Genomic DNA, 17048 nt, shown 5'->3' with positions numbered 1-17048 from the left:
ATGATAGCCACCTAGATGGCGGTTTTTTAAGGTGATCAAGAACAGGCGATTTACAGGGCCGTAGTCAGTGAGCCGCTGACATCACGACTTAGGTCCAGTCAGCAAAGCTGAATGGACTGGATCCGTATGCCTATTTAAGTGATGTGCTGAAAAGGTTGCCGATACATAAAGTGACTCAAATAGAAGAATTACTGCCACACCGCTGGAAATCAGACCAAAATTAAAAAATAGGCATGGGGTTCAGTGGACGCTTACGATTCTAGTCTATATTTTAGGGGGCATTATGCTTGTTTTGAAAATGAGAAATGATAGGCAATAAAAAACCCCGGCATCCTGATCTGACCCCCAAAAGTTAGACAGTAAGTTAGGCAATTTCTAAGGACTGATTTCTGTATTCTACAGGGGTCAGTCCTTTTAATTTAACCTTGATTCGCTCATGGTTATAATAGTGAATATATTCTTTCACTTTTTGCTCCAATTCATCAACTGATTTAAATTCTTCTCCATAGAAACATTCAGATTTAAGTATCCCAAAGAAACTCTCCATAGCAGCATTATCTAAACAATTCCCCTTACGTGACATACTTTGGGTGAGCCCTCGTTCTGCTAATTGTTTCTGGTAAAATCTCATTTGATATTGCCAACCTTGATCAGAATGAATCATTGGCTTCTCATTTATGTTGAGTCTCTCTATAGCTTCTTTAAGCATATCTTTGACCAGTCCGAATACTGGTCTACGTTCCATTTGAAATGCAATGATTTCACCGTTAAATAGGTCCATGACGGGAGATAGGTAAAGCTTGTCACCCCGAATATTAAATTCAGTCACATCAGTAACCCATTTTTGATTAGGTCGCTCAGCCTTGAATTGACGCTGTAATACATTGTTTGCAATTTTACCCACTTGCCCTTTATACGAACGGTATTTCACAACCCTAATACGTGATTTAAGCTTCATAGATATCATCAATCGCTGTACACACTTATGGTTCACGATCAAGCCTGTATTTCTCAATGCAAGCGTAATTCTGCGATACCCATAACGCCCTTTATGCTGATGATAGATCACTTTGATTTGCTGTTTTAAATCACTGTATTTATCATTGAGTTTTGATGACTTCTGATGATAGAAATAGGTACTACGCGCCATCTTAGCTGCACATAGCACATGCTTTAGTGGGTAGTTTTGCCTTAATTCAGATATGAATCTTGCAGCTGTTGCTGTTCGACTTTTTCCTGTTCTTTCTGCTTCTGAATCAAGGCTCTCCGCTTTTTTAGGAAAGCAACTTCAGCACGTAGATATGCCAACTCCTCAAGCAGTTCCTCATGGGTTTTGTCCTGATCTGCTTTAATCGTTTTAGCTTTGGGCATCTTGGGCTTCGGCATACTGTTAAGTTTTCCTCTAAGCTTTGGTTGCAAACCCTCTATGCCATTTTCTTTATATTGTTTCAACCAATCTCTTAACGTGCTTGTTTCATTAATATCAAAGCGTTGCATAGCTTCTTTTAATGAAATGCCTTCTTCATGTATTACTTTGACAACTTGATACTTAAACTCAACCGTAAAAGTTGTTTTAGATCTTCTACGTTCTAAGCCTGCCAGACCATAAAGTTTAAATGCTTTACTCCACTTTTGAACATCTGATCTATGAACATTAAAAAGTTGACCTGTCACAGAGTCACCATGACCAGACAAGTGATGTTCAACAACTTTTAATTTGAATTCTTGAGAATATTTAGCCATTAAAAAGCACCCTTCAAATTAGACTAAGAGTGTCCAACTTTCGGGGTGCAGATTATCCTGCCGGGGTTTTTCGTATTGGTTGCTAGGCATGACTCCTGTCGTACCTCACGATCCTGGTGCTTAAACTTATTATTGTTGTTTTCTGTTTCGGAACATCCTGTTCCCGATGAATCCATCATAGGAAATTTGTACTATTGCGGATAGCGGCAAAGGGCCGAGATTTATGTACGCTAGGGCGTACAAAGTAGCCTAAATTTCATCCACAGAAATTGGGGATAGTTTTCACCCTGGAAGAGTTGAGAACATTGGGGAAATGCTAAAATTGAGTATTTTTTAATCGATTTTATTGGCGTAAGATTACAAAGTTACTTAAAAACACACGAGTTGTTAAAACGTGTGTTTTTTGATCTTTTGGGTTGGTGTTTTATTGATTTAAGTGTTTAATAAATAAAATTATTTTAAAATTATTTTCGTGTAATGCCCATTATATTAAATGGGTGAATTATTTTCATTAATGATTCCAAAAGCTTTTCTCCATGCCTAAGGGCTGGTGCCATATTTTTCACGAAAATTTTTTCTAAATGACACGGTATTATTAAAACCTGAAAGCTCGGCTATCTTTTCGATAGACAAATTTGTCGTTTCTAAAAGTTCACAACTGAATCTGATTCTTTCAGTATTCAGCCAATCGACTAGGGTCATGCCTGTTGCTTTCTTAAAATGCCGTGTGAACGTCCTGCGTGTCATATGTGTCCGTTCAGCGAGGCTTTCAATATTATGTTGTAAAGCTAAATTCTTTCTTAAGAAATCGAGTAATAGATTAATTTGTGCATCTTGGCTCGATACTGCGACTGGCTGTTCAATAAACTGAGCTTGCCCACCTTCACGGTGAGGTGGAATGACCATTACTCTAGAGACTTTATTCGCAATTTGTGCATTATAGATTTCACGTACCAAGAACAAGCAGCAGTCTAATGCTGCGCCTGTTCCAGCAGAGGTTACGATCCTTTGGTCTTCTACATACAGGGCGTCATTATCAAGCTGAACCTGTGGAAATCGCTCACTAAAATCTTGTTCAGCCATCCAGTGCGTAGCTGCTTTTTTATGGTTAAGTAAACCAGCATATGCCAATGCGTAAGTTCCATAGCATAACCCTACAATTCTAATTCCAGTCTGATATGCACAATTTAGGGCATCGATAAGTACTTTTTCAGGTTTGTGATTAAAATCATCCCATCCAGGAATAATAATAAGATCCAATTCTTTAATAAGTTCGATCCCCCCATCAGGGATAATCATCATAGACTGTTCTGTTTTTACGGGTTGGCCATCTATAGAAAAAATTCTCAGATCAAATAAGCGTTTATCTTCAATCTTGATATTGAAAATGATATGGGGGATAGAGAAGTGAAATGGATTTATATTGGGATAAACGAACAATCCAATCACTGGTATAGCCATTCGATCTTCCTCTCTAAAATAATAAATATAGCATGTTGTCCCAATAGTTTCGATGATTGTCCTTAAGGACAATTTTTTTGTTTGAGGATTTCTATCATGATTCAACTATGACTAAATGATTGGATCTGGAACATGAATAAAATTTTAAGTAGCTCTGTTATCGCACTCTCTCTGACAATGGCTTCAGTCCATTTATATGCGAATGATAAAGTGGTTCAGCGAGATACCTCTAAAGTGACGCATATACAAGAAATTCGCAATGCAACGATTAAAGTAACCTATGCCGATACGACTTTTTTAATTGACCCAATGTTTGCGAAAAAAGGCTTTTATGAGGGTTTCCCTAATAGTCATCGCAGTTATTTACGCAATCCATTAGTTGATTTACCTATTAAGCCTGAAACGGTTTTAGAAGGTGTAGATGCGGTAATTGTGACCCATACTCATTTAGATCATTGGGATGATGCAGCCCAAGCGGCTATTCCAAAAAATATGCCTTTGTTTGTACAGAATAAAGCAGACCAGAAAGTCATTCAGTCACAAGGCTTCAAAGATGTTCGTATATTAACTGTAACTACTTTCCAAGGTGTTAAGTTAACTAAAACTGGTGGTCAACATGGTACTGACGAAATGTATCGTAATGCTGAACTTAAAGCTGGCTTAGGTGAAGCGATGGGTATAGTTTTTGAAGCAGCAGGCCATGAAACAGTTTATGTTGCAGGAGATACCATTTGGCGTCCTGAAGTTGATCAGGCAATTCAAACATTTAAACCTGATGTAATTGTATTAAACACAGGTAATGCATTAATGGATGGATATAAAGAGTCCATTATTATGGGTAAAGAAGATACTTATCACGCAACCCAAAAAGCACCAAATTCCAAAGTTATTGCTGTTCACATGGATGCGATTAACCACATGTCGGTAACACGTGCTCAGCTTGCGGAATATGTAGAAGAAAAAGGGATCCAAGATAAGGTTTTAATTCCTATCGATGGTGAAACGCTTTCTTTCTAAAGTAACTTAAAGAAGTGGAAGCATTCCACTTCTTTAAAACCTAAGTAGAACAAAATAAATATTAGTTAAGTAAAGGAACAGATATGTCAAAATCAGCTTTATTAGTTATCGACTTACAAAACGAATATCTACCTACAGGTAAATTGCCATTGGTAAAGATTGAACAAGCTGCTGCTAATGCAGTGAAAGTAATTGCTAAGGCTCGTCAACAGGGTACTCAAGTGATTCATGTCCAACATATTGCTAATGCTGAATCTCCTATATTTGAACCTGGCTCAAACGGTATTGAATTTCAGAACACAGTTAAACCACTAACCGATGAAACTGTGGTTATTAAGAATCACATCAACACGTTCTTAAATACCAATCTCAAAGAAATTTTAGATAGTAATCAGGTGACTGAGTTAGTTGTGATTGGTGCTATGACTCATATGTGTGTTGATGCTGCTGTTCGTGCTGCTTCTGATTTTGGTTATAAGGTAAAAGTGATTCATGATGCTTGTGCAACACTAGACCTTGAATTTAATGGCGTTAAAGTACCTGCGATCCATGTTCATACAACATTAATGGCCGCTTTTGAATTTGCATATGCTCAAGTAATATCAACTGAAGATTATGTTAGTTAAAGATTAAGATTTTCTAAAATTAACATAATACAAGTTACATGAAACGAGGGTGTAAAACCAAAATAGAAATGTCCGCTTTTAGAATATATGCTTTTGCGATTATCGAAGCGGGCGGTTTGATATGTTGGTGTCTATATCAGATATGATCCTAGGCAGTATCGTGGATAACCGATCCCTCTAAATTCTTAAAATATTTTTGCTCAAAGGTTTCTGGGCTTAACCAACCATTTGCAGAGTGCTTTTTCACTCGATTGTAATAAATCTCAATATAATCAAACAAGACAGTATTCGCTTTTTTTAAGATGTCATTGGCTTCTTAGTTGTTTGACTTCTTTTTCTAATTCCAAGATTCGCTGTTGTTCAGTAGAAAGTTGACGTTTGCTTGAACCCACTGGATTGGCTTCGCGCATCCATTTGTCTAAGGTTGAATAATCCACACCTAATTTCTGGGCGATCGCAGCTACAGACTCATGTGAGTTTGAAAATACATAATCAATTGCTTGTTGGTTGAATTCTGGACTAAAGTGTTTAGCCATTTTTATGTCTCCAAAGTTAACGTTACATTATCTTTAGAGGGATTTATTGTCCATTATTTTGGCTAGGATCAAAGACTCAACTTAGTATCTTGGAAATTACCTTCATTTCTATTTGGTATAAATGTTTTCATTTTAATAATTTCAAAGCATTTTTCTCATGGCTGAAACACGATCCACGATAAAAGGCATTTATTTAAAAACTTACCTTGTTACTAATGAATAATTCATCTCATTAATATGCGTAAATTGGCACTACATGTTTCTTTACTTAATTTAACAATATAACTGTACACATCAGTAGGACACAAATTAAAATAGCTATACTATTCACATAATACAAGTACTAATAATAAGGATTAAAAGATGAAAAAACTGTTTAGAATAACACCTAAGTTACTAGGAACTCTGATTTTTATTGGAATTTCATCTTCAGTAAGTGCAGCTACTGCAACAAGTACATTAACGGTCACAGCCAATGTTCTATCTGCATGCGTAATTAATAATGCAACTCTAGCTTTTGGTGAATATTTTCCAGTAACAACACATGCGAACGCTAATCTAGAGAGTGCTACTACGGTAGGAGTAACGTGTACCAATGGTACTATTGCTCAACTCTTCTCAACTACTCCAACTGACCAGAGGACCATGACGAATAGCACTGGTTCAGTACTGAATTATCAACTTTATACTACCGCAAGTCGAGATACTATATTAGGTACTACAGAGGCAGGCGATACTATTCCAGTAACAGGGACAGGTGTGACTCAAGCAATTAATCTTTATGGCGTAATTCCACAAAATCAGCAAGTAACGACTGGTAATTATACAGGTACAGCAAACCTGACTATTTCTTATTAATAATTTTTATTTAAGGAGGTCGGTTGATGTTTTTAAAGATAGTAGGATTTAGCCTTCTTCTCAGTACTTCAGTCAGCTATGCAATGAGTATTTCACCAGTTCTGGTAGATCTGACGCCCCAAAAAAAAGTAGTTTCGATTACCTTGGTAAATACTTCAGATCAGAAACTGAGATATCAAGCGAATAGCTTGTCTTGGGTGCAAGTGGATGGCAAAAACCGTTATCAGGAGAGCAAAGAGTTATTAGTGGTGCCCCCAATGGTGGAAATAGCTCCTGGTGCCACCCAAATATTTAGAGTGACTCCTCGCTACCCACAGAGCAATAACGTGGAAAAGAGTTATCGGCTGGTACTCGAAAACTTAACCGCAGAAATACCCTCTAGTTCAATAAAAGCCAATGAGATTATTTTTCGTATTAGCCACGATATTCCAGTTTTTATCGCTCCAGTTCATCAGACTAACATTTCATCACGTTGGATCCAATGTAAAGCACCGACAGGTCAAGGCTGCATTCGAATTGAAAATACCGGAAATCAACGGATTCATTTTTCTGACGTGCATATTCAGGGAAAAAACTGGCGACAGGATCTAAAGGTCAATGATACGGTCCTCGCAGGGGCTTGGAAACAATGGACTTATGATCTGCCAAGTAATGGTTCCACGCCAATAAAAATTCAATTAAAAACTGCAAATGGAATGATAGAGCCAGTTCAGCACCCATAACTTAATTAAAAAATAAATGAAAATGACGAATGCATATATCTTTTTCAGGGCACTCCTTATTACACAGTTTTTGGCCTGGCTCCAAGCCAATTTCATGGATAATTGTATTTCATATATTAACTCCCTCTATAGTAAATGCTGGATTGGTTGCAGAGCCTCATATATCCTCTTTGCTCTTAACTACAGAACAAAATGATTTGCTGAATCAAAGGAATTTAGCTCAAGAGAAAGCTACGGATCAGACTCAAGATGAGGCTGAAACACTTTTAGTTAATATTATTATTAATAACCAACAATTACCTTATATCTATCGTGTTGAAAAATTGCAAGATGGTCGTCTGGCAATGCCTTTAGCGGTTTGGCAGTCAACTCGATTGCATCCTGTTTCAGAACTGATGAGATTAATCGATAATAATCAGGGCTATACACTAGACTCAATCCAAAGTCTTAAATATAAACTTGATCGACAAAATTTAACTTTAGAGATTCATGCGCCTATACAAGCTTTCCAAACTAACTCAGTCAATGTACGTCCAAAGGCTGAGCAATTAGCTAAAAAGAATTCTCCCGGAATTTTTATAAATTATGATCTGAATGCGATTTATGGCGAGTATGAAAATAGCTATGTAGGCTTAATCGAAGGAACCGTCTTTAATAATTGGGGAACAGCGATGGTAGGTGCCGTTATGCGTGTTAACGACCATCATAAGGAAATGATACGGACAGAAAGCTATTGGCAAAAAGATTTACCTACTCGAATGCAGTCATTGGTGATCGGAGATACTATCGACTTTGCTAGTGACTGGAGTCGTCCAGCACGATTTGCAGGTGTCCGTTGGGGACGAGATTTTTCACTCCAGCCGGGTTATATTTCTTATCCAATGCCTTCAATCTCTGGGTCTGCTGCTTTACCTTCTACTATTGATATTTTAGTTAATAATCAAAAGACTCAAATGCAAACAGTGAGTCCCGGACCTTTTGACTTAACGAATATTCCAGTGATCACAGGTTCCGGCGAATTAAATTTAATCGTCCGGAACTTGTTGGGACAAGAAACACTCATTACCAAAAGTTACTACACTTCTCCCCAGTTATTGGAAAAAGATGTTGTCGATTTTTCATTTCACGCTGGTTTTCTGAGAGAAAATTATGGAGTAAGAAGTAATGATTATAGCGATTTCTTCTCATCTGCCCAATGGCGGCAAGGTTTGAGTAAATTAACTACAGTAGAGGGTCGGATTGAATTACAAGAAGATCGCCAAGCGATTGGAGGAGTGGTCAATCAGGTCTTAGGTGATGTCGCTATTTTACGTGTCGGCGGTGGAATATCAAATAACAAAGATCTGCAAGGAAACCATTATTTGGTAGGCCTGGATCGTACCAGTTTGGTTGGAAGTGGATCTATGCGATGGGAATATTTTGATAAAGACTACAATCAATTTGCTTCAATCGAAGGTGAAACTAGACCTAAACAACGTGTTTTTGCCGGTGATGGATTACCCATTGCTCAGCATATTTCAGCAGGTCTTAATTATACTGGTCAGTCAGATTGGGAAGGGAATATATTTCAACTGCTTTCTGTAAGCTTAAACGTCTCGCTTGCACAAAATATATTTCTAAACACCTATGCAACAAAAAGCCTAGAGGCTGATCAGGAATGGAGTGGAGGGTTAAGTCTTACCATTCCGCTTGATCAGCAGCGTAGTGTCTCCACCCGTATAACTCATGATCAGAACAGGCAATCGATTACTACAGCAGAACTGAACCAGTCTGCTCCGTCGGGGCCGGGATTAGGTTGGAGTGTGCGTGCGAGTGATGATCCTCAACAAAGGCTATATACCAATCTCATTTGGAACACAGATAAGGGACAGCTGATTGCAGAAGCTGTGGAAAATTCAGATTGGAATACATCTGTGCGCTTGGCAGCTAAAGGGTCAATCGGTTGGTTTAATGATTTGTTTTTTGCTACACAAAATATTGGTCAGCAGAGCTTTGCGGTGGTAAAAGTCGGGGATTTTCCAGACATTCCCATATATCGCAGTAATCAACTGGCTGCACATACTAACAGTCAAGGCTTAGCCCTTGTTCCCAATTTATTACCTTATCAAAAAAATAAAATTAGTATTGACCCGGCAGAGCTCCCTGTAGAGGCAGAAATACAGGGAGTTGAAGACTTTCCACAACCCTATGCGAAGAGTGGAATATTTGTGAATCTCCCTGTGCGTCGATCAAAAAATATCCTAATGACTATTTTACGGGCCGACCACTCGATTATACCCTTAGGGGCAAAAGTAAAAATAGCAGGACGGGAAGATGAGTTTATAGTAGGAAAAAGAGGGGAAGTCTATTTAACAGATTTAGCAGAAAAAAATTATATGACTGTCACATGGCAAAACGAACAGTGCGAGTTTGAAGTGACATTAGACTTAAATATGTCGAATAACACTGATCCACCACCGGTGATCTGCACAGCATTACAATAGTGCTTCCTTAAAATTGGTATTATCTAGAGAAACTATATTTTTAGATGAATAAGTGAAGAAAGGATTATTTTTATAAATGTCATCAATAAACAAATAGGTTGATGTGAAATTCGAACAAGTTTAACAAGGAGTACACGTATGAAAAAAGTAATAGGAATGCTATCGATATTAGGCATGAGTATATACTCACAGTCTATTATGGCACTTTGTGTAGGATGTTCATGTTCAGTAAATGGCAGCTCTCTTGCCTTTGGAACATATAACCCTATCGCCAATGTATCATCAAATACAATGGGAACTATTACAGTCACTTGTCAGGCTCTAATTAGCTTGTTGGATGCGCCTTATACAATTTCTTTAAGTAAAGGAAATGGGCCAGCTTTTAATGATCGTAGAATGTCCTCCCCTAACGGCCCAAATACATTAAAATATAACTTATATACCTCACCCGAGCGTACTCAAATTTGGGGAAATGGCACAGGTGGTACAAGCTTGGTAAATGGTCAAATTGCATTTTTGCGGTTATTACAGACAGTAACGGTTAATCATACTATTTATGGAGATATCCCTGCTAATCAAACAGCAGTTAAAGTTGGGAATTATAGTGATAATATTAACATTACAATCTCTTATTAAGAGGCTCGGTTAGCGTATGATATGCATTAATGGATTGAAAATAAGTTAGTGAACTGAGAAGGCACTGTTGCAAATAGGAAATTAAATTATCTTTTTCTACGTTAATTACACTTAGATTCCGAAAACTTTATTCACGAGATACACTTCACCTAAAGCATGACCGTTATAAAATAATGATGCTTGTCCTTTGCGTAATGCACGCATCACTTCAATTCTCTTAATTGTGGCATAAGCCGTTTTCATAGATTTGTATCCTAATGTGGCTTTGATGATCCTTTTTAGCTTGCCATGATCACATTCAATGGCATTATTTTTATACTTAATCTGCCTGTGCTCAATATCTACTGGACATTTTCCTTATCGACTCAAATCTCTATTTGTAACAGTACCCAACAAAAATGCATCTTGCAACCGACGCGAATGGATTACCGATTAATTTTAAAATCACTGGGGGTGACGTCCATGACAGTCAAGTTGCAAAACAACAGATTAATATTGTAGGCAAGGCAACTTATCTCATTGTTGATAAGGGGTATGATGCTGAGCACATTAGAATATATGCTCAGAATAAGGATATGCTTCGCATTCTTACAGACAGAGGAACCGAGTATTGCTGTAAGGTGGAACAATATGACTATGAATTGTATCTAGCGCTCAATGACATTGATCACACGAAGACAAGAGCAGCTTTACCACAAACGAAAGGGATCTGTGAACGCTTCCATAAAACAATACTGCAGGAGTTTTATCAAATTACATTTAGGAAAAAGCTGTATAGCACGCTAGAAAAGTTGCAGAGGGATCTAGCGACTGGCTGAAATTTTATAATACTGAACGGACTCATCAAGGAAAAATGTGCTGTGGTCGTACACCATTTGAAACTTTACTTGATAGAAAACGAATTTGGGCTGAGAAGAATTTAGCTCAAATTTAACCTGACAGGCACAATAAAAAATGGGTAACTGTCAGATCAGGTTTGAGCTAGTACACTTTATAACGTATCTGTTATCAGACGAACTAAACATGATTCTAAAGCAACTTGTACATTGCCGGTGAATTGGTTGAGATCGTCTTCTGTTTTTATTCCTTTAGCAAGTTCTGCTTCCAAGCCTTTTAGCTTTTGTTCGTTCATCATGCTGCCTGACTTCGTTGTGCATATGAACATAGCAAATTCAGGCAATTACACAATTTAATTTACAGTCTCAATTTACGATAAATTAAGCAATTTGTTTTTCAATATTTGAAGTAATGTCTTGCTTCGATAAATTCCTAAATTTTGTCCCACGATGGTTCTCACTAAGATAAGAACCTTGCCCAAATAGTTTTTCACGAAGTGTACCTTCACGGTACTCCTGTTGATATACACCACGATGCTGTAGTTCTGGCACAACAAATTCAACTACATCTTCAAAGGTTTTATGTGCCAAAATATAAGCAAGGTTAAAACCATCAATATCAGTTTCTTCAATCCATTCTTGTAAACGATCAGCCACAGTAGTTGGAGAACCAACAATCACAGGGCCATTACCACCAACGCTGGTCCAACGTGCAATTTCCTCAATGGTCCAAACACGATTAGGATCAGCTTTTACATAAGAGTCCAATAAGGACTGAATGGCATTGGTCTCAATATATTCTACTTTATCAGTTGCTTGATATTGAGAGAAATCTACCCCTGACCAGCCTGAAACTAATGTGAGGCCACCATCATAGCTTCCGTAGCTTTGATATTCTTCAAACTTTTTCTGTGCTTTTTCATCTGTTTCATCCACTACAATTGAGAGCATGGTGTAGATCAATACTGAATGTGGATCACGACCGTCTTCAACAAGTTTAGTACGAATGCCTTTGACTAACTGCTTAACAGCCACTTTAGTTGGGGCAGAAATAAATACACATTCTGCATTCTGGCTTGCAAATTTTTGTCCACGACTCGATGCACCAGCTTGATATAAAACTGGCGTTCGTTGTGGAGAAGGTTCACACACATGGATACCAGGAACCGTAAAATATTTTCCTTCATGTTGAATTGGATGTACCTTGGTAAAATCAGCAAAAATACCGCGTTCTTTGTCACGTAATACGGCCTCATTTTCCCAAGAACCTTCCCAAAGTTTGTATAAAACTTCGAGATATTCATCGGCAATATCGTAACGGTTGTCATGGCTCACTTGAGTTTTTAAACCTAAGTTTTTAGAACCACTCTCAAGATAAGAGGTCACAATATTCCAACCAGCACGGCCTTTAGTCAAATGATCCAAAGTACTCATACGACGTGCAAAAGGGTATGGATGTTCAAATGAAATTGAAGTTGTCACTCCAAAACCTAAATGTTTGGTCACAGCTGCCATCGCAGGCACAATTTGTAATGGGTCATTTACAGGAACTTGTACTGCACCAGTCAATGCATGTTCATTTGAACCATGATATACATCATAAATGCCCAGAACATCTGCAATGAAAATCCCGTCAAATTTACCGCGTTCTAAAATTTTGGCTAAATCTGTCCAGTACTCAAGATCTTTATATTCCGTGGAGCGGTCTAAAGGATGGCGCCATAAACCTGGTGACTGATGTGCCACACAGTTCATTTCAAAAGCATTAAATCGAATTTGTTTAGTCATCATTGTTTATTCTAAATTAAGACCTACATTGATCTTAGGCAAAAAAGTTGCAAATGTTTAATCACAATAATTTGATTCAATATTGAATATTGTGTTTAGATAAAAATTGAATATTTATATTAGAAATAGTAGCCAAGTGATAAATATGTCAGTTGATTCCAATTAGAATTTTTACCCTCAGCGAAACTATTCGTACCTCCAAATGCCGTATCATTACGGGCACTGATATTTTCTAAGTAGAAGCGGAAATCATTTTTATAAGTGAAAGGCTTTGTTGCATAAATATTCAAAAGCTGAGTTTTCCCCAATCCATTCAAATTTAAGTGACAACTTGGGTGTGAGGTCTACCTAATTCCGTAAATCTATTCAGAACTGCCACTCGCGCATGAATTTCATTGACCTGACTTTGAAAATGTCCTGCCGTCAACTTGTCTCCTAATAATTTGATGCAATGCATCTTGATTTCCACCAAACTGCGACGGTGATAACCCGACCATTTTTTCCATAGGGTTCTGCCTAAATGTTTAACCGTTTGAAGTAACTCATTTCGTTCTATTGAACTGATTTTAGAATCTTTCCAGGGCTTAGCATTCTTTCTGGGTGGAATTACTGTATGTGCTTGACGATCTGAAATCACTTGTCTGCAGTACTTGGTGTCGTACGGCCCATCGGTACAGACAGAATCTATTCGCTCATCTGGTGGGATTTGATCCAGTAAATCATCTAGTACTTGTGAATCACTGGCATTATTTGTCGTAAGCTGAACGGCACGTATTTGCAGTGTTTCAGCATCTATACCAATATGCAGTTTACGCCATTGCCGACGGTATTCAGGCTGATGTTTCTTAGGCTTCCATTCGCCTTCACCTAAAAATTTTAAACCCGTAGAGTCAATGAGTAGGTGTGTGTAACCCATCACGACTTTTCTAATAGCTTATCGCAATATCAATATGCTTTTGTCGTCTACAGAGGGTGGAGTACGAATATCACTGATATTCGGGGCTGCTCAGCCACAGAGTTTAATCAGGCTTTGAGCAAAGCCAGTGACCATACGTAAAGAAAGACAGAATAGAGATTTGATCATTAAACAGCATTGCATAGCAGTATCGGAATAAGTTCGATTTCGTCCGTGATTGTCTTGTGGTTGTGCATACCATTAGGTCTTAGGATCCAACCAGATTGAAATATTTCCTCGCTTGCTTAAAGCTTGGTTATGCGAGGACCAACTGTTTGTACAGTAGATTTTAGGTGCAGGCTTCTTCATCTGGAAATTAGATTGCTGAAGAGGCCTTCAAGAATAGCTTTGTGCAACAAATCCATTTCAAATATAAGAAATTCAAAAAACAAATAAATGGGCTAAAATCTAAAGTTAAATGAAAAGAAAATTAAATCATTTATTTAAGATATTGAATCTTTAAAATATATATATTAAAAATGAATAACTTTTGCATTTATTATTTTTATTCTATGTGATGAGATATTTAAAAATATAAAAAGCTTTCCATTTAAACTTATTTTGTAAACTTAAATTCTTGATGTTAGTTTGAGTATATATTACGTTGGAAGAATATAAATGACGACTAAAATAGAAATTAAGTTAAATGATGCGAAGAATATTCCATTTGATTTTTATCATCTCAATGAATCGGCACACCGTATTGGCTCAGATCAAGAAGCAATTGAGATTGCTAAACAGCTGGCTGAATCATTTAAAGTTGAAGCAGCCATTCGTGATCATGAACGACGCCTCCCATTAAAAGAAATTCAAGCTTATTCACAGTCGGGTTTATGGGGTATTAATATTCCTAAACAATATGGCGGTGCAGAACTGAGTTATAAGACTTTGGCAGAAGTCGTTAAAATTATTTCAAGCGTCGATTCTTCACTTGGTCAAATTGCACAAAACCATTGGGCTTTTATCGAGCATGTTCGTCTTGATGCGACTGAAGAGCAAAAACAATTCTTTTTTGAGCAAATTTTGAATGGCCATCGTTTTGGCAATGCTTTTTCTGAAAAGAATTCGAAAACAGTGGCAGACTTAACCACCCGTATAGAGTTTAAAGAAAATCACGCAGTAATTAATGGAAAAAAATTCTTTGCAACAGGTGCATTACTCGCACATTGGATTCCTGTTGTTGCAGTAAATCAAGATGGTCTGCCATTTGCAGCCCTTGTTCCGCAACATACACCGGGTTTGAATATTGTGAATGACTGGAGCGGGTTTGGTCAAAGAACAACGGCAAGCGGTTCAGTCACTCTGGATAATGTCCAAATCGATTTAAAATACATTGTTCCGATTCATAAAGCCTTTGAGCGACCAACCGCAGCAGGTGCAATTTCACAATTTATTCAAGCTGCCGTAGACGCAGGGATTGCACGTGGTGCGATTCAAGAAACGATTGACTATGTTCGTCAGTACACACGTCCTTGGATTGATTCTGGTTTAAATAAAGCGACTGAAGACCCGTACACGATTGCAAATATTGGTGAGCTCAAAATCAAATTACGTGCAGCCGAAGCTATTTTAGATTTAGCAGGTGCTGCAATTGATCAGGCTTTGTTAGATGCTACAGAAGAAAATGTGTCTGAAGCCACCTTGCTAGTCGCTGAAGCGAAAGTTTTAACCACAGAAATCGCAATTTTAGCAGCCAATAAACTCTTCGAATTAGCAGGTACTCGTTCAACATTGTCTGAGCTTAATTTAGACCGCTATTGGCGTAATGCACGAACTCATACCTTACATGATCCAGTACGCTGGAAATTAAATTTGGTGGGAAATTACTATTTAAATGACATCGCTTTACCACATCATGCATGGAGTTAATAAAATGACCAAAAAAAATCAAATATCTTTAGCTTTAGCTGACTATGAAAGTATTGCAACAAAATATCGTCCAATCTTTGAAAAAATTGCAGCTACTACGTTGGATCGTGAACAGCATAGACGTTTGCCATTCGAAGAAATTCAATGGTTAAAACAGGCCGGATTTGGTGCATTACGTGTGCCAGTGGAGTATGGTGGTGCAGGCTTTTCTCAGCGCCAGCTATTTCAGTTGCTTATTGAATTAGCAGCTGTAGATTCGAATATTGTTCAGGCCTTACGTGGACACTTTGCCTTCGTTGAAGATCGCTTGATTGCACACCGTGACCAATCTCAGCTTCGTTGGTTTGAGCGTTTTGTTGCAGGAGATTTAGTTGGCAATGCATGGACTGAAATTGGTCAAGTAAAAATTGGTGATGTAATTACCCGTGTAACTCAAACTCAAACTGGTCAGTTACTTGTGAATGGTCAGAAGTTTTATTCGACAGGAACCATTTTTGCAGATTGGATTGATCTGTTTGCTTTAGATGAAACAACTAATCAACAGGTAATTGCTGCAGTATCAACTGCTGAACCAGGTGTTCTGATTAAAGATGATTGGGATGGATTTGGGCAAAGAACGACGGGTAGCGGAACTTTAACCCTAAAAGATGTCCCGATTGAACGTGATCATATTTTACCGTTTGCAGATCGTTTTAAATATCAAACTGCATTTTATCAAGAGTTTCATTTAGCGACTTTGGCCGGAATCGCACAAAATGCTGTGGATGTTTTTACTGCTGAAGTACGCAAGCGGGATCGTATTTTCAGTCATGGTAATGCAGATTTAGTTCGACATGACCCACAAATTCTTCAAGTGATTGGTCGTGCTTCTGCACAAGTATTTGCAGCAAAAACCATTACGCTCGCTGTGGGTGATGCTTTGGATGAGGCATATGCCACTCACTTTACAGCCAATGAAGTGCTCGATCAACACGCAAATCATCTTGCAGAATTACAATCTTCACAAGGGCAAGTAGTCATTTCTAACTTAGTATTAGATTTAACCAGTGCATTATTTAATAGCTTAGGTGCCTCTGCAAGTACCAGTGCAAAATCATTAGATCGTTTCTGGCGGAATGCCCGTGTGGTTTCTTCTCATAATCCAATTATTTATAAAGAAAAAGTGATTGGTGATTGGGAAGTAAATCAGACCGACTTACCTTATGTATGGCAAATTGGCACAAGTCCACGTGTACAGGATGAGGTGAAAAGTAAAGCCTCTTAATCAAAGTCTAAAATAATAAATTAAATAACTTGGTTTTCTCTGAAGTCAAATACATCCGTATTTGACTTATTTTTTAGGTGTTATTTTGCTAAAAATTACAGGATTTTATATTGATAAAATCAATATAAGTAACTATTTTTTAATTATTTTTCAAGATAAGTTAGATAGTTCAGAATATCAAAAAATTCACGTATATCTATGATTCACATGAGCATTTCAACTGGCACTGTTGCAAATGGAAATTTGAGTCTATG

The 17048-nt window shown here is 37.7% G+C and carries 12 protein-coding genes and 6 pseudogenes; 11 read left to right on the top strand and 7 right to left on the bottom strand.

Annotation, left to right across the window (positions count from 1 at the left end):
* Nucleotides 1-92: 92 nt before the first annotated feature.
* A pseudogene (locus tag AC3IT7_RS09100) lies at nt 93-224 on the top strand (transposase domain-containing protein); the annotation flags it as partial.
* Nucleotides 225-364: 140 nt separating this feature from the next.
* Here AC3IT7_RS09100 and AC3IT7_RS09095 read toward each other — a convergent pair.
* Both AC3IT7_RS09095 and AC3IT7_RS09090 read right to left on the bottom strand, forming a co-directional pair.
* A protein-coding gene (locus AC3IT7_RS09095; protein WP_489248228.1) for an IS3 family transposase occupies nt 365-1743 on the bottom strand; the annotation gives its coding sequence in 2 pieces (ribosomal slippage) (nt 365-1269 and nt 1269-1743; 1380 coding nt in all).
* A gap of 540 nt (nt 1744-2283) precedes the next feature.
* Complete coding sequence (locus AC3IT7_RS09090; protein WP_489248227.1) at nt 2284-3204, bottom strand: GlxA family transcriptional regulator; 921 nt, start codon at nt 3202-3204, stop codon at nt 2284-2286.
* Nucleotides 3205-3336: 132 nt separating this feature from the next.
* Here AC3IT7_RS09090 and AC3IT7_RS09085 point away from each other — a divergent pair, with 132 nt between their 5' ends.
* Nucleotides 3337-4221, top strand: a complete 885-nt coding sequence (locus AC3IT7_RS09085) for an MBL fold metallo-hydrolase (RefSeq protein ID WP_489248226.1) — start codon at nt 3337-3339, stop codon at nt 4219-4221.
* Between the two features lie 83 nt (nt 4222-4304).
* Nucleotides 4305-4847 (top strand): cysteine hydrolase family protein, encoded by a 543-nt coding sequence (locus AC3IT7_RS09080; protein WP_489248225.1) that lies wholly within the window; start codon nt 4305-4307, stop codon nt 4845-4847.
* 271 nt (nt 4848-5118) lie between these two features.
* On the opposite strand, the pseudogene AC3IT7_RS09075 reads toward AC3IT7_RS09080, so the two are convergent.
* Nucleotides 5119-5383: pseudogene (locus tag AC3IT7_RS09075) on the bottom strand (transposase); the annotation flags it as partial.
* Nucleotides 5384-5460: 77 nt separating this feature from the next.
* Between AC3IT7_RS09075 and AC3IT7_RS09070 the strand changes: the two are divergent.
* From AC3IT7_RS09070 to AC3IT7_RS09050, 5 genes and pseudogenes are all read left to right on the top strand, one after another.
* Nucleotides 5461-5596: pseudogene (locus AC3IT7_RS09070) on the top strand (IS982 family transposase); the annotation flags it as partial.
* Nucleotides 5597-5746: 150 nt separating this feature from the next.
* Nucleotides 5747-6241, top strand: a complete 495-nt coding sequence (locus tag AC3IT7_RS09065; RefSeq protein ID WP_489248224.1) for a Csu type fimbrial protein — start codon at nt 5747-5749, stop codon at nt 6239-6241.
* 26 nt (nt 6242-6267) lie between these two features.
* Complete coding sequence (locus AC3IT7_RS09060) at nt 6268-6963, top strand: fimbrial biogenesis chaperone (RefSeq protein WP_489248223.1); 696 nt, start codon at nt 6268-6270, stop codon at nt 6961-6963.
* Nucleotides 6964-6992: 29 nt separating this feature from the next.
* Entirely contained in the window at nt 6993-9446 is a 2454-nt protein-coding gene (locus AC3IT7_RS09055; protein ID WP_489248222.1) for a fimbria/pilus outer membrane usher protein, read from the top strand.
* A 138-nt stretch (nt 9447-9584) separates the two neighbouring features.
* Nucleotides 9585-10082 carry a Csu type fimbrial protein gene (locus tag AC3IT7_RS09050; RefSeq protein ID WP_489248221.1) on the top strand — a complete coding sequence of 166 codons (498 nt, stop codon included), beginning with the start codon at nt 9585-9587 and terminating at the stop codon, nt 10080-10082.
* A gap of 111 nt (nt 10083-10193) precedes the next feature.
* On the opposite strand, the pseudogene AC3IT7_RS09045 reads toward AC3IT7_RS09050, so the two are convergent.
* A pseudogene (locus tag AC3IT7_RS09045) lies at nt 10194-10439 on the bottom strand (DDE-type integrase/transposase/recombinase); the annotation flags it as partial.
* A gap of 41 nt (nt 10440-10480) precedes the next feature.
* On the opposite strand from AC3IT7_RS09045, the pseudogene AC3IT7_RS09040 reads away from it, so the two are divergent.
* Nucleotides 10481-11016 (top strand): annotated as a pseudogene (locus AC3IT7_RS09040) (integrase core domain-containing protein).
* A gap of 57 nt (nt 11017-11073) precedes the next feature.
* Here AC3IT7_RS09040 and AC3IT7_RS09035 read toward each other — a convergent pair.
* The 3 genes and pseudogenes from AC3IT7_RS09035 to AC3IT7_RS09025 form a co-directional block, all read right to left on the bottom strand.
* Entirely contained in the window at nt 11074-11217 is a 144-nt protein-coding gene (locus AC3IT7_RS09035; protein ID WP_489248220.1) for a hypothetical protein, read from the bottom strand.
* A gap of 82 nt (nt 11218-11299) precedes the next feature.
* Nucleotides 11300-12706: an LLM class flavin-dependent oxidoreductase gene (locus tag AC3IT7_RS09030; RefSeq protein ID WP_489249997.1), complete on the bottom strand. Its 1407-nt coding sequence runs from the start codon at nt 12704-12706 to the stop codon at nt 11300-11302.
* Between the two features lie 319 nt (nt 12707-13025).
* A pseudogene (locus AC3IT7_RS09025) lies at nt 13026-13970 on the bottom strand (IS5 family transposase).
* 309 nt (nt 13971-14279) lie between these two features.
* On the opposite strand from AC3IT7_RS09025, the gene AC3IT7_RS09020 reads away from it, so the two are divergent.
* Together AC3IT7_RS09020 and AC3IT7_RS09015 are read left to right on the top strand one after the other, a co-directional pair.
* A complete protein-coding gene (locus tag AC3IT7_RS09020; protein ID WP_489248219.1) occupies nt 14280-15530 on the top strand; it encodes an SfnB family sulfur acquisition oxidoreductase in 1251 nt (416 codons plus the stop codon).
* A gap of 4 nt (nt 15531-15534) precedes the next feature.
* Entirely contained in the window at nt 15535-16794 is a 1260-nt protein-coding gene (locus AC3IT7_RS09015; protein WP_489248218.1) for an acyl-CoA dehydrogenase family protein, read from the top strand.
* Nucleotides 16795-17048: the final 254 nt, after the last annotated feature.

The sequence above is a fragment of the Acinetobacter sp. KH_038 genome (assembly GCF_057839405.1).
The sequence above is the reverse complement of the archived record's forward strand: the minus strand, read 5'-3'. Positions and strand labels throughout refer to the sequence as shown.